The sequence below is a fragment of the Hypericibacter sp. genome, assembly GCF_050729195.1.
In the GTDB taxonomy this organism is placed as follows: Bacteria; Pseudomonadota; Alphaproteobacteria; order Dongiales; family Dongiaceae; genus Hypericibacter.
The window spans coordinates 1-20,785 of sequence record NZ_JBOHKS010000293.1; the positions used below are offsets into that span (position 1 = coordinate 1).

At 66.1% G+C, this 20,785-nt stretch carries 26 protein-coding genes; 17 read left to right on the forward strand and 9 right to left on the reverse strand.

Going from position 1 to position 20,785, the window contains the following annotated elements; all coding sequences use genetic code 11:
- The first annotated feature begins 16 nt into the window (after positions 1–16).
- Positions 17–1,237, forward strand: a complete 1,221-nt coding sequence (locus ACREE8_RS23910) for a class I SAM-dependent rRNA methyltransferase (RefSeq protein ID WP_431575554.1) — start codon at positions 17–19, stop codon at positions 1,235–1,237.
- A gap of 41 nt (positions 1,238–1,278) precedes the next feature.
- Here the strand turns inward: ACREE8_RS23910 and ACREE8_RS23915 are convergent, their stop codons facing one another.
- The 4 genes from ACREE8_RS23915 to ACREE8_RS23930 form a co-directional block, all read right to left on the reverse strand.
- On the reverse strand, positions 1,279–1,473 hold the full coding sequence (locus ACREE8_RS23915) for a hypothetical protein (RefSeq protein ID WP_431575530.1): 195 nt from the start codon (positions 1,471–1,473) through the stop codon (positions 1,279–1,281).
- A 178-nt stretch (positions 1,474–1,651) separates the two neighbouring features.
- Positions 1,652–3,049 (reverse strand): sensor histidine kinase, encoded by a 1,398-nt coding sequence (locus ACREE8_RS23920; RefSeq protein ID WP_431575531.1) that lies wholly within the window; start codon positions 3,047–3,049, stop codon positions 1,652–1,654.
- Entirely contained in the window at positions 3,046–4,473 is a 1,428-nt protein-coding gene (locus ACREE8_RS23925; RefSeq protein ID WP_431575532.1) for a dihydrolipoyl dehydrogenase family protein, read from the reverse strand. The genes ACREE8_RS23920 and ACREE8_RS23925 overlap by 4 nt, the downstream gene beginning before the upstream one ends.
- A 10-nt stretch (positions 4,474–4,483) precedes the next feature.
- The gene (locus ACREE8_RS23930) at positions 4,484–5,287 is read right to left on the reverse strand and encodes a TVP38/TMEM64 family protein (protein ID WP_431575533.1); all 804 of its coding nucleotides are present in this window, start codon (positions 5,285–5,287) and stop codon (positions 4,484–4,486) included.
- Between the two features lie 379 nt (positions 5,288–5,666).
- Between ACREE8_RS23930 and rpmH the strand changes: the two genes are divergently transcribed.
- From rpmH to ACREE8_RS24010, 16 genes are all read left to right on the forward strand, one after another.
- Positions 5,667–5,801 carry a 50S ribosomal protein L34 gene (gene rpmH, locus ACREE8_RS23935; protein ID WP_431575534.1) on the forward strand — a complete coding sequence of 45 codons (135 nt, stop codon included), beginning with the start codon at positions 5,667–5,669 and terminating at the stop codon, positions 5,799–5,801.
- A gap of 16 nt (positions 5,802–5,817) precedes the next feature.
- Complete coding sequence (gene rnpA, locus ACREE8_RS23940) at positions 5,818–6,210, forward strand: ribonuclease P protein component (RefSeq protein WP_431575535.1); 393 nt, start codon at positions 5,818–5,820, stop codon at positions 6,208–6,210.
- A 28-nt stretch (positions 6,211–6,238) separates the two neighbouring features.
- Positions 6,239–6,523 carry a membrane protein insertion efficiency factor YidD gene (gene yidD, locus ACREE8_RS23945; RefSeq protein WP_431575536.1) on the forward strand — a complete coding sequence of 95 codons (285 nt, stop codon included), beginning with the start codon at positions 6,239–6,241 and terminating at the stop codon, positions 6,521–6,523.
- A gap of 29 nt (positions 6,524–6,552) precedes the next feature.
- Positions 6,553–8,280 (forward strand): membrane protein insertase YidC, encoded by a 1,728-nt coding sequence (gene yidC / locus ACREE8_RS23950; protein WP_431575537.1) that lies wholly within the window; start codon positions 6,553–6,555, stop codon positions 8,278–8,280.
- 38 nt (positions 8,281–8,318) lie between these two features.
- The gene (gene yihA, locus ACREE8_RS23955) at positions 8,319–8,981 is read left to right on the forward strand and encodes a ribosome biogenesis GTP-binding protein YihA/YsxC (RefSeq protein WP_431575538.1); all 663 of its coding nucleotides are present in this window, start codon (positions 8,319–8,321) and stop codon (positions 8,979–8,981) included.
- Positions 8,982–8,992: 11 nt separating this feature from the next.
- Complete coding sequence (argB, locus tag ACREE8_RS23960; protein WP_431575539.1) at positions 8,993–9,883, forward strand: acetylglutamate kinase; 891 nt, start codon at positions 8,993–8,995, stop codon at positions 9,881–9,883.
- A gap of 406 nt (positions 9,884–10,289) precedes the next feature.
- Positions 10,290–10,460, forward strand: a complete 171-nt coding sequence (locus ACREE8_RS23965; protein ID WP_431575540.1) for a hypothetical protein — start codon at positions 10,290–10,292, stop codon at positions 10,458–10,460.
- A 122-nt stretch (positions 10,461–10,582) separates the two neighbouring features.
- The gene (locus tag ACREE8_RS23970; RefSeq protein ID WP_431575541.1) at positions 10,583–10,735 is read left to right on the forward strand and encodes a hypothetical protein; all 153 of its coding nucleotides are present in this window, start codon (positions 10,583–10,585) and stop codon (positions 10,733–10,735) included.
- A 136-nt stretch (positions 10,736–10,871) separates the two neighbouring features.
- The gene (locus ACREE8_RS23975) at positions 10,872–11,000 is read left to right on the forward strand and encodes a hypothetical protein (RefSeq protein ID WP_431575542.1); all 129 of its coding nucleotides are present in this window, start codon (positions 10,872–10,874) and stop codon (positions 10,998–11,000) included.
- Between the two features lie 153 nt (positions 11,001–11,153).
- Positions 11,154–11,318 carry a hypothetical protein gene (locus ACREE8_RS23980; RefSeq protein WP_431575543.1) on the forward strand — a complete coding sequence of 55 codons (165 nt, stop codon included), beginning with the start codon at positions 11,154–11,156 and terminating at the stop codon, positions 11,316–11,318.
- A 90-nt stretch (positions 11,319–11,408) separates the two neighbouring features.
- On the forward strand, positions 11,409–11,573 hold the full coding sequence (locus tag ACREE8_RS23985) for a hypothetical protein (RefSeq protein WP_431575544.1): 165 nt from the start codon (positions 11,409–11,411) through the stop codon (positions 11,571–11,573).
- A 76-nt stretch (positions 11,574–11,649) separates the two neighbouring features.
- A complete protein-coding gene (locus tag ACREE8_RS23990) occupies positions 11,650–12,378 on the forward strand; it encodes a pyrimidine 5'-nucleotidase (protein WP_431575545.1) in 729 nt (242 codons plus the stop codon).
- A 195-nt stretch (positions 12,379–12,573) separates the two neighbouring features.
- Complete coding sequence (locus tag ACREE8_RS23995; protein ID WP_431575546.1) at positions 12,574–14,046, forward strand: catalase; 1,473 nt, start codon at positions 12,574–12,576, stop codon at positions 14,044–14,046.
- A gap of 205 nt (positions 14,047–14,251) precedes the next feature.
- Positions 14,252–15,109 (forward strand): 2,3,4,5-tetrahydropyridine-2,6-dicarboxylate N-succinyltransferase, encoded by an 858-nt coding sequence (gene dapD, locus ACREE8_RS24000; protein ID WP_431575547.1) that lies wholly within the window; start codon positions 14,252–14,254, stop codon positions 15,107–15,109.
- Positions 15,106–16,275: a succinyl-diaminopimelate desuccinylase gene (gene dapE / locus ACREE8_RS24005; RefSeq protein WP_431575555.1), complete on the forward strand. Its 1,170-nt coding sequence runs from the start codon at positions 15,106–15,108 to the stop codon at positions 16,273–16,275. Before dapD ends, dapE begins: the two co-directional genes overlap by 4 nt.
- 13 nt (positions 16,276–16,288) lie before the next feature.
- Positions 16,289–16,855 (forward strand): hypothetical protein, encoded by a 567-nt coding sequence (locus tag ACREE8_RS24010; protein WP_431575548.1) that lies wholly within the window; start codon positions 16,289–16,291, stop codon positions 16,853–16,855.
- Between the two features lie 39 nt (positions 16,856–16,894).
- Here the strand turns inward: ACREE8_RS24010 and lepB (ACREE8_RS24015) are convergent, their stop codons facing one another.
- The 5 genes from lepB (ACREE8_RS24015) to ACREE8_RS24035 all read right to left on the reverse strand — a co-directional run.
- Entirely contained in the window at positions 16,895–17,608 is a 714-nt protein-coding gene (lepB, locus tag ACREE8_RS24015; protein WP_431575549.1) for a signal peptidase I, read from the reverse strand.
- Positions 17,609–17,907: 299 nt separating this feature from the next.
- On the reverse strand, positions 17,908–18,816 hold the full coding sequence (gene lepB, locus ACREE8_RS24020) for a signal peptidase I (protein ID WP_431575550.1): 909 nt from the start codon (positions 18,814–18,816) through the stop codon (positions 17,908–17,910).
- Positions 18,817–18,843: 27 nt separating this feature from the next.
- Entirely contained in the window at positions 18,844–19,458 is a 615-nt protein-coding gene (locus tag ACREE8_RS24025) for a LysE family translocator (protein ID WP_431575551.1), read from the reverse strand.
- 227 nt (positions 19,459–19,685) lie between these two features.
- Positions 19,686–20,423, reverse strand: coding sequence for a tRNA pseudouridine(38-40) synthase TruA (truA, locus tag ACREE8_RS24030; protein ID WP_431575552.1), 738 nt, complete (start codon positions 20,421–20,423; stop codon positions 19,686–19,688).
- Positions 20,424–20,436: 13 nt separating this feature from the next.
- On the reverse strand, positions 20,437–20,785 hold a 349-nt coding region (locus ACREE8_RS24035; protein ID WP_431575553.1), incomplete at its 5' end, for a methionyl-tRNA formyltransferase.

Here is a 20,785-nt window from a genome sequence, read left to right on the forward strand (position 1 = left end):
CATCGAGCCAGTGCCCATGACCACTGCCAACGACAACATCTCCGCGCCCGCGGGCGGGCGCCCGACCGTGACCTTGCGCAAGGGCGCGCAGCGCCGCGCGCTGGCGGGGCATCCCTGGATCTACTCCAACGAGATCGAGATGACGCCGGCGGCGAAGGCGTTGCCGCCCGGCCAGGTGGTGCGGGTGAAGGCCGAGGATGGCCGGCCGATCGGCACGGCCCTCTTCAATCCGCACAGCCTGATCGCCGGCCGCCTGCTCGACACGGATGCCAATCTGGCAATCGACGCGGGCTTCCTGGCGCGGCGGCTGGAACGGGCGCTGGCCTTGCGCGCGCGGCTCTATGACAAGCCGTTCTATCGCCTGATCCATGCCGAGGCCGACGGGCTCCCCGGCGTGGTGCTGGATCGCTTCGGCGACACGCTCGTGCTGCAGACCAACAGTGCCGGCATGGAACGGTTGCTCGACCCGCTGATCGAGGCGATCGAGCGGGTGCTGCGGCCCGAGGCGCTGCTGCTGCGCAACGACAGCCCGGCGCGCAAGCTCGAAGGGCTCGAGACCTATGTGCACATGGCGAAGGGAACGCTCGAGGGTCCCTTGTCGCTCGAGGAGAACGGCGTGCGCTTTCTCGCCGATCCGCGCGAGGGGCAGAAGACCGGCTGGTTCTTCGATCAGCGCGAGAACCGTGCCCGGGTCGCGACGCTGGCGAAGGATATGAGCCTGCTCGACGTCTACAGCTATTGCGGCGGCTTCGCGCTCGCGGCCGCCGCGGCCGGCGCGCGCGAGGTGACGGCGGTCGACCGTTCAGAGGCGGCGCTGGCGCTGGCCGAGCAGGCCGCGGCGCTCAACGGATGGGCCGAGCGCTGCCGTTTCCGGCGCGCCGATGCCTTCACCGAGCTCGAGGCGATGGCGAAGGCCAAGCAGAATTTCGACATCGTGGTGGCCGACCCGCCCGCCTTCGTCAAATCGAAGAAGGATCTGGGCCAGGGCTCGCGCGCCTATCGCAAGCTGGCGCGGCTCTCGGCGGAATGCGTGCGGCCGGGCGGATTTCTCTTCATCGCCTCCTGCTCGCACAATATGGAGGCGGGCCTGTTCGCCGAGGAAGTGCGCCGCGGGATCCACGATCTCGCGCGCGAGGCGCGGCTCCTGGCATCGACCGGGGCAGCGCCCGACCATCCCGTCCATCCGGCCCTGCCGGAGAGCGCCTATCTCAAGGGGCTGCTGCTGCAGATCGACTGAGGCCGCGCGCGTCCGTCAACCCGGCGGCGCGAGGCAGAACCTCAATGCGAGTTGTGATGCTCGGCGTGATCGAAGCCGCGCTTGATCATGTAGAAGACGAACAGCACGGCGAAGAAGAAGAACACCAGCCCGCCCCAATAGGGCATCGAGTGGCCGCCGCGCGCCGCGACGAAGAGACCCGCCAGGCCCATCAGCGCCACCAGTCCCGACAGGACCCAATTCGACGCGTTCCCCATCTTCCTTGCTCCCTCTGATCCCAAGCCCGGCCGATTGCCGACGAAACCAACCGGCTCGTCAGGGGCCCGGGCGCCGGCAAGATAAGGGGATCGGCGGGTCCGCGCAACTGCGTCAAACGCCGCCGCCGGATGGCGTTGGAATTGTCTTAACGGCCTGTTCCGGATTGAAAAACCGGCCTCAGGCCACGAGCCGGCGCGCCGGCAGATCGATGCGGAACAGGGTTCCGCTCGCGTCGCTGCTGACGAGCGAGAGATCGCCACCATGGGCATGCGCCAGCTCGCGGGCGATGGCGAGGCCGAGACCCGAGCCGCCCGCCCGGCCCGAGCCGGCGAAGGGCGTGAACAGATTCTGGCGCGCCCGCGGCGCCAGGCCGGGGCCATTGTCGCGCACCTCGATGATGACGCGCTCGCCCGCGGTCGCGGCCGACACCGTCACCTCGGCCGCCCCTGCTTCGGCCGCGTTGCGCACGAGGTTGGCGAGCACGCGATAGAGCTGGTCTCGGTCGGCTTCGAGCTCGACATCGCCGACCGCGTCGACGAGCTCGGTCCTGCCATTGGCGAAGCCGCCGGCCCCGATCTCATGAACCAGGCCCTTGAGCGCGAAGCGGTTGTAGTCGAGCCGCAGCGGGCCCTCGCGGGTGAAGTCGAGGGTGCGGGTGCAGAGATCGACGGCGCGATCGATCGCCGCCACCAGCGTGGGAGCCGCGCGCTTCACCTGCGGATCGGCGCTGGCGACCAGGCGATCCGACACCAGCTGCGCCGTCGCCAGCATGTTGCGAAGATCGTGGCTGATCTTGGTGACCGCGGTTCCCAGCGCCGCCAGCCGCGTCTTATGCTGCAGCGAGGCGCGCAGGCCCGCCTGCATCTCGGCGAGCTCGGCCTGGGCCACGCCGATCTCGTCGCCACGCCGTTCCACCCGCAAGGGCCGGGAGAGATCCTCGGGATCGCCGCGGAAGGCGATCATGCTTTCGGTCATGCGCCGGATCGGCCGCACCATCCACCATTGGAGCGCCAGGTAGACGAGACTGGCCGTGATCAGCGAGATCACGATCGAGACCGCCAGGATCTGCGCGCCGTAATCGAGCATCGCGTCATGCAGCGGCGCCTCGTCGATCACGATCTCGACCTCGGTTTCGTTATGGCGCGGCGAGACCCCGACCACCCGCAAGACCCGGTTGCGGCTCTGCACCAATGCCACCACCGCATCGCGGACGGAGCGGAACAGACCATGCTGGCGCAGGTCGAACTGCGCATCGATCGTCGGCAGGTTGTTTTCCATGCCCAGCATCAGCTTCTTGCCGTCCGGGCGCTTGAGGCCGATCACATAGGCGCCCGCCTGGCCCAGCAGCTCCATCTCGAGCTCGTCGCTGACCATCGCATCGGGCGTGGCGAGCAGCGCCAGAACCGCGATATTGGCCGCGGCGAGCCGCTCCTCCAGATATTTCAGCCGGAAGGAAGCGATCGAGGGCACGAAGATCAGCACCTCGCTCACCATCACGAAGGCGACCGTCAGCACCAGCAGCCGCGCCGAAAGGCTGTGCCACAGGGCCGGCAGCTTCGGGCGGGGTCGGTTCATGGCCATCGCGCCAGCCAGCGCACCCAGCGCCGCATGCGCGCGGCGAGCATCCGTTCGGCATAGAAGCCGCCGGCAACGCGTTTGCTGGCCTCGCTCAAGGTGGGAGTGGCGGTGATCATGTCGGTGAAAGCACGCAAGGAAAGCCCGGCGGCCAGGGCGAGGCCCCAGCTCTGAATCAGTTCGCCCCCCTCGGTGCCCACGATTCCGGCGCCGAGGATTTTGCCCGCTGGCGTGGCCACCAGCTTGACGAATCCTGCTGTCGCTCGATCGGTCTGCGCGCGATCGGTCTCGGCGAAGGGGAAGCGGCGCACGACGATCCGATCGTGACCGGCAGCCCTTGCCTGCGCCTCGTTCATACCGACCTGCGCCAGCTCCGGATCGGAGAAGACGACACGCGGCAGGAGCTGAGCCTTCGTTCGCGCCGGCAGACGGAACATCATCGATTTGACGATGGCCATCGCCTGATGGCCCGTCCAGGCGGTCGATGGCGGTCCGCCCGCGATCTCGCCCAGCGCATAGATGCGCCGGTTGGAGGTGCGGCAGCGCTCGTCGATCCGAATCGCCCTGCCGTCACAGGCGACGCCCGCCGCGTCCAATCCGAGATCGTCGCTGGCTGGAACGCGACCGGCTGCCAGCAGCAGATGCGAGCCCTCGATCGTGGACCGATCCGCGCCCTGCGCGAGAGTGGCGCGGATGCCGGCGCCCGCCGGCTCGAGTTGCGTGACAACCACGCCTTCGCGAAGCTCGACGCCATCGGCGCGCAGCTGCCGGCGCACGACCTCGACCAGCTCGGGATCCTCGTCGTCGAGCAGGCGCTTCATCTCCAGGATCGTGACCCGCGCGCCCAGCCGGCGGAAGGCCTGGCCGAGCTCGCAGCCCTCGGCGCCGCCGCCGACCACCAGCAGATGCGACGGCAGGGCATCGAGCTCGGGGATATCGTGGGGCGTGCGATAGGCGATCCGCTCGAGGCCCGCGATCGGCAGCAGCGCGGGCTTGGCCCCCGCCGCGATGCAGAAGCGTCGCGCGACGATCTCGATGTCGCCCGCCATCAGCCGGTCGCGGCCGGTGAAGCAGGCCCTGGCGCGGATGATGCGCACGCCCAGCCCTTCATAGCGGGTCTGGGAATCGTCCGGTGCGACCGCCTCGACCGCCGCTTTCACATGGGCGCGCACGCGCGCGAAATCGATCCGGGGCGGATCGTAGCGGACGCCAAAGGCCTCGCTCTGCCGATGCTGAACGGCGGCCCGCGCCGCGGCGATCAGCGCCTTCGACGCGACGTCGCCCCCGTCGAGCTCGCCATCGCCCATGTCGCGATCTTCGACGAGGACGGTCGAGAGGCCGAGTTGTGCGCCCGCGCCCGCCACCGCGAGGCCGCCCGCGCCGGCGCCCACCACGCAAAGATCCACGCTGATGCGCTCGGCCATGGATGCCGCCTCAGGCCTGGCCGCGCGTCTGGCGGCGGCGATGCTGCCAGAATTTATAGAGCACGGGCAGCAGCGCCAGCACCGCCAGTCCGCTCAACCCCATGATCATTTCCGGCGTGAGCACGGAGCGCCAGCTCACGCTCTCCCCGCGGTCGAAGATGACGCCGAGCCCGGCCCCGAAACTGGCATAGAAGAAATTGGCGGGCAGGATGCCCAGGAAGGTGCCGAGCACATAGCGGCGCAGGGGCAGGCCGACGAAGGGCAGCACGAGATTGAGGATGAAGAAGGGGAAGATCGGGATCAGCCGCAGCACCAGGAGAAAGCTCATGCCGTTTTCCGCGAAGCCGCGCTCGATCTTGACGATCCAGGGACCGGCGCGCCGGCGGATCCAGGGACCGAGTGCGCCCCGCGCCACGACGAAGACGATGGTGGCTCCCATCGTGGCGCCGGTCACGGCGAGCAGGGTCCCGAAGATCTGGCCGAACAGAAATCCGCCGATGATGGTCATGACCACGCAGCCGGGGACCGAGCTCACCACCAACAGGGCATAGAGCAGGAGATAAACCGGGATCACGAGATACCAATAGGACTCGACCAGCATCCGCAGCTCGTCGCGATGCGTCTGCAGCGTGTTCCAGTCGAAATAGCGGTTGAGCCCGAAGGCGACGCCCCCCGCCAGCAAGGCCAGGCCGGCGAGCAGGGCCACGGCCCGATGCCAGAGCGGCCGCTCCATCTTCGCGAGCGCCGGCTCGTCCAGCTCCAGATGAGTGGGCGAACCCGGCGTCAGGCCGGCAGGCTCTCGATCCTCGGCCATGCGTCATCCTGTCCCGGAAGGCCCGACGGCTCGAATCGCCACCCGGCTGGAGAACTCGCGCGCCCGTCTAACACTCCCATGCCCCCCAAGGCCATAGCGCTCGGCACCGGGTCGCGGGCTCTGGAAGGGCCGGATAATGGCGGAAAGCCGGCCCCTATCGGCAAGTCGCAAAAGCCTCTATGAAACGGCCTCCACAGGGATCGCCGACAGGATCCCCGGCGTTGCTCAGTTAGGTCATAGAGTAACTGAGTAAAATAGTCACCTATATCGGACCGGGGCTGCGGTTCGGGCGACCGGCTATCGTTGACTCGGACGCGCCCAGCCCTTATACAGCGCCGGCAATTTACCCAAGCTTTCCCGAGATTTCGGAGACTTAATCGTGAAGCGCACCTACCAACCCAGTGTGCTCGTCCGCAAGCGCCGGCATGGCTTCCGCTCCCGCATGTCGACTGTGGGCGGCCGCAAAGTCATCTCGTCGCGTCGCGCCAAGGGCCGCAAGCGCCTCAGCGCTTAAGCCGTTCGAGCCTCCCTTGGCGCAGCTCGCAAGATTGAAGCGGCGCCAGGAATTCCTGGCGGTCGCGGCAAGCGGACGAAAGTTCGTCGCGCCGGGACTAATCCTGCAGGCCCGCAGACATTCGACCGACGGCAGCCCATCCGCCGGCCCGGTCGATTCCGTCGGCGGCGAGGCCGCTTTGCGGATCGGCTTCACCGCCAGCCGCAAGGTCGGCAACGCGGTTGCGCGCAATCGGGCGCGGCGCCGGCTCAAGGCCGCGAGCGAGACGATCATGCGGGCCCATGCGGCGTCCGATCATGATTATGTCCTGGTCGCGCGGGCCGGCACCTTGACGCGGGCCTATGGCGACCTCCTGGCCGATCTCTCGGCCGGGCTGAGGCAGCTGAAGCTCTATCGGACCCGGCATTGAACGACCGGGTCGAAACGGGGTGGAAGGGATGAAGGCGGCGCGTTGGCTCTGCATCGGCATGATCCGGGCCTACCAGCTTCTGGTGGCGCCGCTGTTGCCGCGCTCCTGCCGCTTCGAGCCGAGCTGCTCCCATTACGGCATCGATGCCTTCAAGCATCATGGCGTCCTGGCCGGCCTGGCGCTGACCGCCTGGCGGCTGCTGCGCTGCAATCCCTGGGGCGGTCATGGCTACGACCCCGTCCCCCCGACATTCTCGTGGCGGCATTTCTCCGGACGGCTCGCCCGTCCCGAGCGCCGCTCTCCCTCCTTTTGACCTACTGACGAGTTCTGGCCCGGTCCCTCATGGAACAACGCAATCTCATCATCGCGATCGCCGTCTCGGTCGCGATCCTGATCGGCTCGCAGGTGGTCACGGCGGTCTTCTTCCCGCCCAAGCCCGCGCCCGTCGCCACGCAGACGACCGCGACCGGAACCGCGACGACGGCCGACGGCAGCGCCGCGCCCAGCGCGACCGCGGCCGCCCCCGAGCAGCCGCTGGCCGATCGCAGCCAGGTCATCGCCACCACCAGCCGCATCGCGATCCACTCGCCGCGCCTCACCGGCTCGATCGACCTGAAGGGCGGGCGCCTCGACGATCTGGTGCTGAACGACTATCGCGAGACGGTCGATCCGACCTCGCCCAACATCATCCTGTTGTCGCCGGTGGGCGCCGCCAATGCCTATTACGCGGATTTCGGCTGGGTCGCGCAGGAAGCCGGCGTGGCGCTGCCCGGTCCCGACACGGTCTGGCAAGCGCAGGGCGACCAGCTGACGCCGGGACAGACTGTCACCCTCACCTGGGACAATGGCCAGGGCCTCAAGTTCGAGCGCCGCTTCGAGCTCGACGAGAACTTCATGTTCAAGGTGACGCAGCGCGTCCAGAACGACAGCGGCCAGACCGTCACGCTCTTCCCCTATGGCCTGATCGCGCGTCACGGCACGCCGCATCTGCTCAACTACTACATCCTGCATGAGGGTCTCCTCGGTGTGCTCGACGGCACGCTGATCGATGACGTCTCCTACAAGAACATCCGCGAGAAGAAGCAGATCAACTACAGCTCGACCGGCGGCTGGCTCGGCATCACCGACAAATACTGGCTGGTGGCGCTGGTTCCCGATCAGAAGGCCAAGCTCACCGCCCGCTTCAGCCATTCGCTCCAGGGCACGACCGACCTCTACCAGGCCGACTATCGCGGCGAAGCGACGCCGCTTGCCGCCGGCCAGGCAGCCGAGAACAGCACCCAGCTCTTCGCCGGCGCCAAGGTCGTCAGCCTGCTCGACAAGTATGGCGACCAGGACAACATCCCGCTGTTCGATCGCGCCGTCGATTTCGGCTATCTCTATTTCCTGACGAAGCCGATCTTCCGCGTGCTCGATTTCCTCTACGGGCTGGTGGGCAATTTCGGCGTCGCGATCATGCTGCTGACGGTGCTGATCCGGCTCATCCTCTTCCCGCTCGCCAACAAGTCCTACAAGGCCATGAGCAAGATGAAGGCGCTCGGGCCGGAGATGACGAAGCTCAAGGAGCGCTTCAAGGACGACAAGGCGCGCATGCAGCAGGAGATCATGGCCCTCTACAAGAAGGAGAAGGTCAATCCCGCCGCCGGCTGTCTGCCGATCCTGGTGCAGATCCCGATCTTCTTCTCGCTCTACAAGGTGCTGTTCGTCACCATCGAGATGCGCCACGCGCCCTTCTTCGGCTGGATCCAGGATCTGTCGGCGAAGGATCCGACGTCGGTGCTGAACCTCTTCGGGCTCCTGCCCTATCACATTCCCGATCTGGGGCCGCTCAATCTCCTCAGCATCGGCGTCTGGCCGCTGGTCATGGGCTTCACCATGTGGATGCAGCAGCGCCTCAATCCGGCGCCGCCCGATCCGGTGCAGGCGCGGATCATGTCGCTGCTGCCGGTCATCTTCACCTTCATGCTGGGCCAGTACACCGCCGGCCTGGTGATCTACTGGGCCTGGAACAACACGCTCTCGGTCGCCCAGCAGCGCTTCATCATGTGGCGGATGGGCGTGAAGGTCTGATCGGTCGCGAGCGCGAGCGGAGGCAGTCGGATCCCAGGATGGCGTCAAGGATAACTGACGAGATCGATCAATCGGCGATCGAAGCCGGCCGGCTGCTGTTCGCGGCCGATTGCGACTTCGTTGCCGGCGCCACCAACCCGTCGATCCTGCCGCCGATCGGCCTGCCCGAGGTGGCCTTCGCCGGCCGCTCCAATGTCGGCAAGTCGAGCCTGATCAACGCGCTCACCGGCCGCAAGACCCTCGCCCGCACCTCGAACACGCCCGGCCGCACGCAGCAGATCAATTTCTTCAGCCTGGGCGGCCGGCTGATGCTCGTGGACATGCCGGGCTACGGCTATGCCAAGGCCGCGCGCAAGGACGTCAAGGAATGGCAGGGGCTGGCGACGCTCTATCTCAAGGGCCGCCCCTCCCTGCGCCGCGCGCTGCTGCTGATCGATGCCCGCCAGGGATTGAAGCCGAGCGACGAGCGCGTCATGTCGCAACTTGATGAATCCGCGCAGTCATACCAAGTCGTGTTGACCAAAGCCGACAAGCTGAAGCCGGCGGCCCTGGCGGAATTGCGCGAAGAGGTCGCCGCCCGCGCGGCGCGCCATCCCGCCGCCCATCCCGAACTCGTCGCCACCAGCTCCGTCACCGGCGACGGCATTTCCACCCTGCGCGCGCTGCTGGCCGCACTGGCGAGCCCAACCCCTTTGAGGTAAAGTCCGCCGCCATGTCTCAGAGCAATTTCAGCGAAACCAAATACTGGCTGCGCACCGCACGCACGATCTCCGAGGCGCTGCCCTACATGCAGCGCTATGCGGGCAAGCGCTTCGTCATCAAGTATGGCGGGCACGCCATGGTCGATGCCGAGCTGGCCAAGGTGTTCGCGCAGGATATCGTGCTGATGAAGCAGATCGGCATCCATCCGATCGTGGTCCATGGCGGCGGCCCGCAGATCGGTCATATGCTGGACCGCCTGCAGATCAAGAGCAGCTTCGTCGACGGCTTGCGCGTGACCGACGCGGCGACCGTCGAGGTGGTCGAGATGGTGCTGGCCGGCACCATCAACAAGCAGATCGTCTCCGCCATCAATGCCGCCGGCGGCAGCGCCATCGGGCTTTCGGGCAAGGATGCGGGCCTGCTCGAGGCGCGCAAGCATTTCCTCGAGAAGGACGGCAAGCAGATCGATATCGGCCTGGTCGGCGAGCCGGCCAAGGTCAATCCGCAGGTCATCGACCTGCTGCAGCACTCGGATTTCGTGCCGGTGATCGCCCCGGTCGGCTTCGGGCCCGACGGCCTCACCTACCACATCAATGCCGATACCGCGGCCGGCGCCATCGCGGCCGCGGCCAAGGCCAAGCGCCTGCTGATGCTGACCGACGTGGCCGGCGTGCTCGACAAGACCGGCAAGCTGATCGAGGACCTGACCGTCAGCCAGGTGCGCCAGCTCATGGCCGACGGCACCATCAGCGGCGGCATGATTCCGAAGCTCGACACCTGCGTCGACGCCGTCGAGATGGGCGTCGAAGCCTCGGTCATTCTCGACGGGCGCGTGCCGCACGCGCTGCTGCTCGAAATCTTCACGCCGCACGGGCTCGGCACGCTGGTCCATCAGGGCTGATCACCTCCTTACGACCTCTCGCCGAAGGACGGTCTCGCTGGAGCGGATAGCCGGCGCGATCGGCTACGCATGAAATCCCATGGCATCATCGCGCCGTATCCCGCTGGGACGGCCCAGCCATGGGAGCGCCTCCATGAAGCAAATCCTTCCGGTCCCGCTCGCGTCTGCCATTTCGGCAGCAGCCCTGCCGGGTGGTGCAGCCCGGAAAGTGGCCCCCTACGCCAGCCCCGATCGTGGCACACGCGGTTTCGAAGACTAATCAGGCGCCGTCCGGGCATCACCACCGGCTCACGGAACTTTGATGGTTGTCCTCGCGCAGGGCCGCTTGCGCCGAGCGGCCGTCGGCCCATGTCCGACAGCAGGGGGAAACCCCGGCGATATCGCACACCGACGAGAAGAGGCAACGATGAAGATCCTCGGCGTTCTGGCATTGCTGCTGACCGTCCTGAGCGGCGTCAGCGCCTGTGCCAACAAGCCCGTTGAACAGAGCATCCAGACCCAATCCGGCAGTGGCGGCGGTGGTAGCGGCAGCAGCGGTGGCGGCGGTTCGGGCGGCGGCGGCGGCGGTCGCTATTGACCAGCCTCTCGGAGAGGGCTGGGCCGGCTCCTTCGCCGCCCTTTCCGATTGATGTCACGGGCGCATGTCCGAATATGAGGGCCGGCAATATTGGTTTCGCCCATCGACGAAGGGAGGCGACGATGAAACAGATTGTCCTATTCGCGTTGCTGGTGCTCGTGCTGGCAGGCACCGGTGCCTGCAGCAGCAAACCCACGGCCGACCAGCATAGTCAGACACAGGAAAACGGCAGCAGCGGCGGCATGGGCGGCGGCATGGGCGGCGGCGGTTATTAACCGGCACCTCACCCCGGAACCGCAACCGCAAGAGGCCTTCCGTCCCGGCTTGCACCGGGCGACGCGCTATGGATAAAATCCTATGCCGTCGCAATGCAGACCTCCCCAGAACGGCCCAGCGTCCGGGAGAGCGCCCATGAAACGGATTGTCGCGTTCCTGCTGACTCTCGCCTTGTTCGCCGCGGTCCTGCCGGACTGCACGAGCCAGAAGGATTATTATTCCAGCCCCAGCCACGGTATCCGCGGCGATCTGAGCGACGACTGAGGAACAGGCCGAGCTCGAGGCCGTCCCCTTCGCACTACGGACGCGTTGAGGGAAGGGGTCCCGTTCGAGCGTCGTTGTGATGTGGTTCCACCTGAATCGCGTGGGACCGGATCATCCGGTCCCGAGCGATCGCGACCGAAGGGACGTCGCGTCATGTGCAAATTCAGGGGCACACTCGGCCTTCTGCTCCTCGCCGGCATCGCGATCGGCGGCCTCAGCGCCTGCAGCTTCGGCAATCATCACGGAAACGGGAATGGGAACGGCAACGCCGGATGGGATCCGACCCCCGAGCCGCATTCGCGCGGCAGCCACGCCTAACCTTGCACCGCGCCTGTCGATCGCCCATCTGAATTCCTGGGGCCACGATCATTCGGGCGGCGGGGACCGCCGCCGAGGGAACGTCACGTCATGCATAGATATCTGGGCTTGTCCCTTGGCTTCATGCTCCTTGCTATCTTCATGCTGGGCGGTCTCGCGGCCTGCAGTTCCGACAGCACCTACGACAACGATGGCTACAACCGGGCGCCCCATCATCACAATATGGGCGGGGAAGGTCCCGGCTCGAAGCATTAGGGGCAGGCCCGCCCGTTCCCCGGGCTCCCTCGCAAAGGACTTGCGTGCCCGGTGCGGCATGGCCATGTTCCCGGCCATGACCGCTACGCCAGAAACCGTCGCCGCTACACCTCCCGGTGCTCGCTCCAGGCCCGCCGGCTTCGACCATGTCGATACCTGGATCTTCGATCTCGACAACACGCTCTATCCGGCGAGCTGCCGGCTGTTCGACCAGGTCGAGCGGCTGATCGGTGCCTATGTGGCCCAGCACCTCAATCTCGATGCCGAGCAGGCCCATCGGCTGCAGAAGCAGTATTTCCAGGACTATGGCACGACGATGAACGGGCTGATGCTGCGCCACGGCGTCGATCCGCATCATTATCTCGAATTCGTGCATGCGATCGACGTCTCGCCCGTGCTGCCGAGCCCGACCTTGGCCGGCGCGCTCGCAAGACTTCCGGGCCGCAAGCTGATCTACACCAACGGGTCCGTTGCCCATGCGGAGCGCGTCATGGACCGGCTCGGCGTGCGCGAGCATTTCTCGGGCATCTTCGACATCGTCGCCGGCAAGTTCGAGCCCAAGCCGAAGGAATCGAGCTATCGCGCGCTGATCGAGCGCCACGGCATCGAGCCCACCCGTGCGGTGCTCTTCGAGGACCTGCCGCAGAATCTGGAGCCCGCGGCGGCGATGGGCATGGTCACGGTCCTGGTGCGCACGGATTCGCCCTGGGCCCAGGCGGGACGTGACGCTTCTCATATCGATCATGTGACAGACGACCTCGCCGGCTGGCTGGTCGAGATCGCCGACAAGCTGCCGCCGCGCTGAGGGCTTCCTCGACGCCCTGTCGTCCGAACCGGATTGTCGCGATTGATCGAGTGAAACGATCAAAGAGATCGGAACAATCGGTTTCCACAATAGTCGGGCAAGCCCTAAACCATAGTCCTATTGGCGCTGACGGGGATGGCCTTCTAGATTTTCCCCGATGGCTCCGACCGGTCCCCCACTGGAGAGGCAAAACCCATGGCGAAAACACCCGAAAAACCCCCGACCCTGACCACCGGCGCTGGCATTCCGGTCCCCGACAATCAGAACAGTCTCACCGCCGGCCCGCGCGGCCCCCTGCTGGTCCAGGACTGGCAGCTGTTCGAGAAGCATGCCCATTTCAATCGCGAGCGGATTCCCGAGCGCGTCGTTCATGCCAAGGGCTCGGCCGCCTACGGCACCTTCACGGTGACCAAGGACATCACCCGCTACACCAAGGCCAAGATTTTCTCCCAGGTCGGCAAGGAAACGCCGATGTTCCTGCGTTTCTCGACCGTGGCCGGCGAGCGCGGGGCCGCCGACGCCGAGCGCGACGTGCGCGGCTTCGCGCTGAAGTTTTATACCGACGAGGGCAACTGGGATCTGGTCGGCAACAACACGCCGGTCTTCTTCGTGCGCGATCCCTTCAAGTTCCCCGATTTCATCCGCACCCAGAAGCGCGACCCCAAGAGCAACCTGCGCAATCCGACGGCGATGTGGGATTTCTGGTCCTTGAGCCCGGAGAGCCTGCACCAGGTCACGATCCTGTTCTCCGATCGCGGCATCCCCAAGAGCTTCCGGCATGTGCATGGCTTCGGCTCGCACACCTACAGCTTCATCAACGCCAAGAACGAACGCCACTGGGTCAAATTCCATTTCAAGACGCTCCAGGACATCCAGAACCTGACCAACGAGGAAGCGGCGAAGATCATCGCCAGCGATCGCGAATCCAACCAGCGCGACCTGTTCGAGGCGATCGAGCGCAAGGACTTCCCGAAATGGCGTGTCGAGGTGCAGATCATGCCCGAGGCCGACGCCGAGAAGACGCCTTACAATCCCTTCGACCTCACCAAAGTGTGGCCGCACAAGGATTACCCGCTGATGGAAGTCGGCGTGATGGAGCTCAACCGGAATCCGGAGAATTACCACGCCGAGGTCGAGCAGTCGGGCTTCTCGCCGGCCAATGTCGTGCCGGGCATCAGCCACAGCCCGGACAAGATGCTGCAGTTCCGCATCTTCTCCTATGCCGATGCGCATCGTTACCGGCTCGGCATCAATCATGACAGCCTGCCGGTCAACAAGCCGCGTGTGCCGGTCCACAGCTATCACCGCGACGGCCAGATGCGCTTCGACGAGAATGGCGGCGGCTCGGTGAATTACGAGCCCAACTCCTTCGGCGGTCCGGTCGAGGACCCGTCGGTGAAGGAGCCGCCGCTCAAGATCTCGGGCGATGCCGACCGCTACAACCACCGCATCGGCAATGACGATTACAGCCAGCCCGGCGCCTTGTTCCGCCTCATGACCGAGGCCCAGCGCAAGGCACTCATGGACAATATCGCGGGCGCGATGCAGGGCGTGCCGGAGGCGATCCAGCGCCGGCAGATCGAGCATTTCATCAAAGCCGACCCGCGCTATGGCGAGGGCGTGGCCCAGCGGCTGGGGCTCAAGGGCAAGCAGAGCGCCGCCGAATAGGCCTCAGAATAGCCTGCCGACGACGAACGGCGAGCGGTCCAGCTTGGGATCGCTCGCCGTTTCCATTTTGGGCCAAGGGGGGAGCGCGGACAGGGCATTGGGTGTCGCCGGCGGCGTTGACAGGCCGAGCGGCGCGGCCCCATCTTCGGGGCCGTTTTCGCGGCCCGCCGGCCCTCTCCCTACCCTTCAAGGACGGACCTTCCCGATGCCCACCGAACAGCTCCAAGCCGCCATCGACGCCGCCTGGGAGCGTCGCGAGAGCCTCACCCCGACCACGGCCGCGAGTACCCGCGAGGCGATCGAGGCGACGCTGGAGAAGCTCGACAGTGGCGAGCTGCGCGTGGCCGAGAAGCGCGATGGCGCCTGGGTCACCCATCAATGGCTCAAGAAGGCGGTGCTGCTCTCCTTCCGCATCACCGATTCCGCGCCCATCCCCGGTGGCGGCGACTTCCCCGGCCATGGCCAATCGGCCTGGTACGACAAGGTGCCTTCCAAATTCGCCGGCTGGGGCGAGAACCGCTTCAAGGAAGCCGGCTTCCGCGCCGTGCCGACCGCAGTCGTGCGCCGTTCGGCCTTCATCGCCAAGGGCGTCGTGCTGATGCCGAGCTTCGTCAATGTCGGCGCCCGGGTCGACAGCGGCACCATGATCGACACCTGGGCCACCGTCGGCTCCTGCGCCCAGATCGGCAAGAACTGTCATATCTCGGGCGGTGCCGGCATCGGCGGCGTGCTCGAGCCGCTTCAGGCCGGCCCCGTCGTGATCGAGGACAATTGCTTCATCGGCGCCCGCGCCGAGGTGGCCGAGGGCGTCGTGGTCGAGGAAGGCTCGGTGCTCTCGATGGGCGTCTATCTCGGCGCCTCGACCAAGATCGTCGATCGCGCCACGGGCCAGGTCCTCTATGGCCGCGTGCCGGCCTATTCGGTCGTGGTCTCGGGCACCATGCCCGGCAAGCCGATGCCCAATGGCGAGCCCGGCCCGGGGCTCTATTGCGCCGTGATCGTGAAGCGCGTCGACGAGAAGACCCGCTCCAAGACCTCGATCAACGAGCTGCTGCGAGACTGATCCTGACGACACCGGCACCCCTCGACCCGCTCGCCCTCACCCAGGCGCTGATCCGCTGCCCGAGCGTGACGCCGGCCGACGCGGGGGCGTTGGGCGTGCTCGAGGCGGCGCTGAAGCCCTGGGGCTTCGATTGCCATCGCCTGCCCTTCGCGCTGAACGACAGCCCGCGCGTCGAGAATCTCTATGCCCGCGTCGGCAAAGGCGGTCGCAATTTCTGCTTCGCCGGCCACACCGACGTGGTGCCCCATGGCAACAAGGATCATTGGCGCGTCGATCCCTATGACGCGGCCGTCATCGATGGCGAGCTGATCGGGCGCGGCGCCGCCGACATGAAGGGCGCCATCGGCGCCTTCGCCGCCGCCGCCTCGCGCTTCCTGGCGAAGCGCAAGGGCGGGCTCGACGGCTCGATCAGCCTCCTCATCACCGGCGACGAGGAAGGACCTTCGGTCAACGGCACCAAGCCGGTGCTGGGCTGGCTCAAGGAACGCGGCGAAAAGCTCGATGCCTGCATCGTCGGCGAGCCGACCAATCCCGAGCGGCTGGGACAGATGATCAAGATCGGCCGGCGCGGCAGCATGAGCGGCTGGCTCACGATCAAAGGCGTGCAGGGCCATTCGGCCTATCCGCATCTGGCCGACAATCCGGTCCATCGCCTGGTCGGCATCCTCGGGACCCTGATCGCCGAGCCGCTCGACAAGGGCAGCGAGCATTTCCAGCCCTCGACCCTGCAGATCGTCTCGGCCGATGTCGGCAACCCCGCGACCAATGTGATTCCGGCCGAGGCGCATGCGGTCTTCAACATCCGCTTCAACGATCATCACAGCTCGGCCTCGATCGAGCGCTGGCTGCGCGCGGTCTGCACCGGCTCGGGCGCCAACTACGAGCTGCGCATCCGCGTCAGCGGCGAATCCTTCCTGACACCGCCGGGCCCGCTCTCCGACCTGATCGCCAAGGCGGTGACGCGCGAAACCGGGCTCACGCCCGAGCTCAGCACCACGGGCGGCACCTCAGATGCGCGCTTCATCAAGGATTTCTGCCCGGTCGCGGAGTTCGGCATGGCCGGCAGCACCATGCACAAGGTCGATGAGCGCGTGCCCGTCCAGGATCTCGAGACGCTGACGCGCATCTATGAGGGCGTGCTCGAGGGTTATTTCCCGGCCCCCTGATGCTCCGCTCCCAATGCTGACCCGCGACGAGGTCCTGCATGGCGCCTATGGCGCCTGGCGGCTGTTGCTGGGCGACCGGCGCGGCCTCGAATGGATCGATCGCAGCCCCATGGGCGCCTGGCGCTCCTTCCTGCTGGCGCCGCTGCTGTTTCCGCTGGATCTGATCAATATCGGGATCGCGGCCCAGCTGTTCCATTCGACGGCCCCCTGGTTCCAGATCGTCATCGTCGATCTGGTGATCTATGCGATCAGCTGGGCCGTCTATCCGCTGCTCATGCTGGGACTGGCTCCGATGCTCGGTCGCGAGCGCGAGATGCTGGGCTATATCGCGGTCACCAACTGGTGCTCGGTCATTCTGAGCCTGCTGTTCACTGTCCTGTCGCTGCTGCTATGGATCGGGATCATTCCCGATCTCCCGGCCACGCTGCTGACATTCGTGCTGATGGCGGTGCAGCTCGTCTATGGCGGGTTCGTTGCGAGGACAGCGCTCAATGTCAGCCTGCCTCTGGCGGCAGCCCTGTCGGTCGCCCAGCTCGTTCTCAGCTTCATCCTGTCGCAGATCACCTTCGCGCTGATCTGACAAGAGCGAGAGAACCTCGCGCCGAACCGAAGCCGCGCCCTATTCGAGCTTCGAGCCGATCCGACGCCAGTCTCTCGCCCAAGTGAGAAAAACAGCCTTCCCTTCCACGGTCCCGACCGGGATCAACCCGAAGTCGGCAACACGGCTGTCCATGCTGTTGTCACGATTGTCGCCCATCACGAACAGGGCACCCGCGGGCACCGTAACTTCGGTCGTGTCGTCGAGGAACTCGTGATCTGAGCGCTCGACGATCCGATAGCGTCGGCCGTTGGGCAGGATCTCGAGATAGAGGGTGTGGTGGACGTCGCCGAAGGCAAAATCCCCCAGGGCCTCGCGCTCGATCTGGGCGCCGTTGATAAAGAGGCGTCCTGCAATCACCTGAACGCGATCTCCGGCAACACCGACGACGCGCTTTACGAAGAACCCATCGTTCTTGGCCGCGACGATGATGTCTCCCGATTGAGGTTCGGCATTCCGATAGGCCGTTTTGAGGACGAAGAATCGATCGCCGGGAAGAAGTGCTGGGACCATGCCGGCGCTGGGAACGGAAAAGCTCCGATAGGTATGGGTTTCCCAGATCCCGACCGCCGACAGAACCAGCACCAGGATCAAGCCATAGAAATACCATTTGTTATAAGCGCGGAGCCGCACCGTGCCGATTCGCCTCGCCAGGAACCCGGCGTCGATCGCAGCGAGAATGGCGACGATCGCACCGAGAACCGGCGGCCCCTGCAGCAAGATCGGGTCGTCCATCGCTATCTTGCCGAGCGCTCCCATCACGGCGATAGGTGCGCATAACAGGACCGCGACCAGGAACCAGACGATGGCGCGAACCGGCCGCCCGCAATAGAGCTGGCCCAGTCCGACGAGAAGCAACGACAGGATGGCGGCGACGGCGGGGTGCCGGCGTTTGACGACATCGTTCACGAGCCAATGCCCCCGCGGATCCGTTGACCACTCGAGCGAGAGTGCCTCTTACAATGGCGGCTCGTCAATCTTGAGTTGTAGGCCGCGCGACCGTCTGCACGTCGTCGATACGCGGCTGGGACCTGCTATTCGAGCGTCGAGCCGATCCGAGCCGGATCCGGCGACGCCTCGATCGAGAGGGCCCGCCCGATCACGGCCGTGATGGCGACGGGCCCGAACTCCTGCGCCCGGCTGTCCAGGCTGTCGTCGCGATTGTCGCTCATCAGGAAAAAGTCGCCCGGCGGAACGGCGAACTCAGCCGTATTGTCGAGGAAGCTATTGTCGGACTGCTCGACGATCTGGTAGCTGCGGCCATTCGGCAGCGTCTCGCGATAGCGCTTGAGTGTCGCGCCGTTGCCCGTGCTTGCCGGAACGGTGAAATCGCCCAGCGGTTCGCGCTCGACCATGACGCCATTCAGATAGAGACGACCCGCCTTCATCTGGATGCGGTCGCCGGCGAGACCAATGACTCGCTTGACGAAGTTCCGGCCGCTATCGCCCCTGCGAATCACGACGATATCCCCCGGCTGCGGTCCGGTGCTCTGATAGGCCGACCTCGACACACCGAATTGATCGCCCAGCATCAGGGTCGGCATCATCGAGCCCGACGGCATCGGAAACCGCTCCACCACCGGCGCCGAGGGTGTCAGGAACCAGGCGAGATTCACGAGCAAGATGAAGGGCAGATAAAGATACCATTTGGCGTATCCGCCCGACGACGCTGGATCATCTCGGCCCGCCAATAGCCAGGCGTCGATCGTACTGCCGAGCCAGACCAGGGCGACAATCGCCAGCCAACCCCACCAGAGATGAGGAGCCTCCGAAAATCTCCCGGTCGGCAACAGGATGTAATAGGCGAGGCCCAGAAGGACGGCGGGAAGGAACCAGACCAGAGCACGCCGCGGTCGGCGGCAGTAAAGCTGTCCTGCACCCGGCGCCAGCAGTGACAGGATCGCGGCCAGAAGAGGCCGGCGCGGATTGGCATTGGTGCTCAAAAGAGATCTTCCCTTGGAGCTTGTATGTCAGCTTCGCGTCGCCACGACGACCGCGGCACCGGCCATCACGCCGCCGGTCAGCCGGTTCACGATCCGCATCGCGCGGCTGCTGCGGAAGGCGCGGCGCGCGCGGGCCGCCAGCAGCACGTAGCTTGTCAACACGATGCTGTAGATGACGCCCACCACCAGCGCGATCTCGAGGAACCGGCCCATCGTCACATGGGAGAGATCGACCAGGGTCGGTAGCAGCGCCAGATAGAACAGCATGGTCTTGGGATTGCCCATGGCCAGCGCGAGGCCGCCGAAGAAGAGCCTGATCCCTTCGCCGCCGCCGGCGCGCGACTCTTCCGGCGCGGTCGCCGGCGCGGTCCAGAGCTTCCAGGCGAGGAACAGCAGATAAGCCGCCCCCAGATAGCGGATCACGACGAAGACCGGCTGGAACAGCGCGGCGACCAGCGCCAGCCCGAACATCGCGGTCGCCACCCAGATCATCTCGCCGGCCATGAGACCCAGGCAGAAGGCGGGCGCGCGCCGCGTGCCCTTGCCCATGATCCGCGCCACGAGGGCGGTCACGGTCGGGCCGGGGAACGCACAAGCCAGCGCATAGGTCGCGGCGAAGATGAGGAGGGTGTGGAGCGACATGGAATTTTGCTTTTGATGTGATCGTTTCGCACTGTCTCAAAGCTTACTACGAGACCGAAAGCAACATCACCCCTTCATCCTGAAGCAACCCCTCCCCCTACCCCCTCCCGCAAAGGGAGGGGGCGTGGTTGGTATAGATCTCGCTCGAAGCTTAAAAGTTGAGCGAAGCGATCACATCAACTTAGGGGGTAGGGGGAGGGGTGCCCCAGGGCGCCGAAGCTCGCCGCTCAATACCCCACTTCCATCAGATAGAGCCCGTCCGGCGGCGCCGTGGGCCCGGCGGCGCTGCGATCCTTCGCGGCGAGCGCCTTGGCGACATCGTCGGGCGTCCATTTCCCCTCGCCCACGAGCTTCAGCGTGCCCACCATGTTGCGGACCTGGTGATGCAGGAAGGAGCGCGCGCGGGCGCGGATCTCGATCGTCTCGCCGTTGCGCTGGATCTCCAGAACGTCGAGCGTCTTCATCGGCGAGGCCGCCTGGCAGATCGAGCTGCGGAAGCTGGTGAAATCGTGATGCCCGAGCAGATGCCGGGCCCCCGCCGCCATCGCCTCGACATCGAGTGCGGCGTTCACCAGCCAGACATGGCCGCGATCGATCGTCAGCGGCGAGCGGCGGTTGAGGAGGTCGTAGCGATAGGCGCGCCACTTGGCCGAGAAGCGGGCATGGAACTCGTCGTCGACCGGCTCGACCGCGAGCACCGAGACCGGATGCGGCTTCACATGGAAATTGATCGCCTTGCGCACCGTGTCGGAATCGGCCTCGCGCTGGAGGTCGACATGGGCCACCTGCCCGCGCGCATGGACGCCAGCATCGGTGCGGCCCGCCGCAAACAGGTTCGGCCGCTCGCCACAGAAGGCGAAGATCGCCTCTTCCAGCGCTTCCTGCACGGAAAGCCCGTTGGACTGGCGCTGCCAGCCCACGAAGGGCCCGCCGTCATATTCGAGCGTGAGCTTGTAACGCGTCATGCCGGGGAGTCTATCAGGGCAGGACCATCCCCGCATCGAGCGGGAAGCCGCGCAGGAAATCGGCGGCGCCGACCGGCTTCTTGCCCGGCCGCTGCAGCTGCTCCAGCGACAGGACCGTGCCTTGGCCGCAGGCGACCGAAAGCGCGGTGGCGAGATTGCTGGGCAGCACCGTGCCCGGCGCGGCACCGGTCGTGACCAGCAGCGGCCGCGCCTCGATCACGCGCAGCCGCTCGCCCCTGGCCTCGAACCAGAGGCCGGGCCAGGGCGTGAAGGCGCGCAGCCGGCGGTGAAGGAGCGGCGCCGTCTCATGCCAATGGATACGCGCTTCGGTTCGCTCCAGCTTGGCCGCATAGGTGACGCCC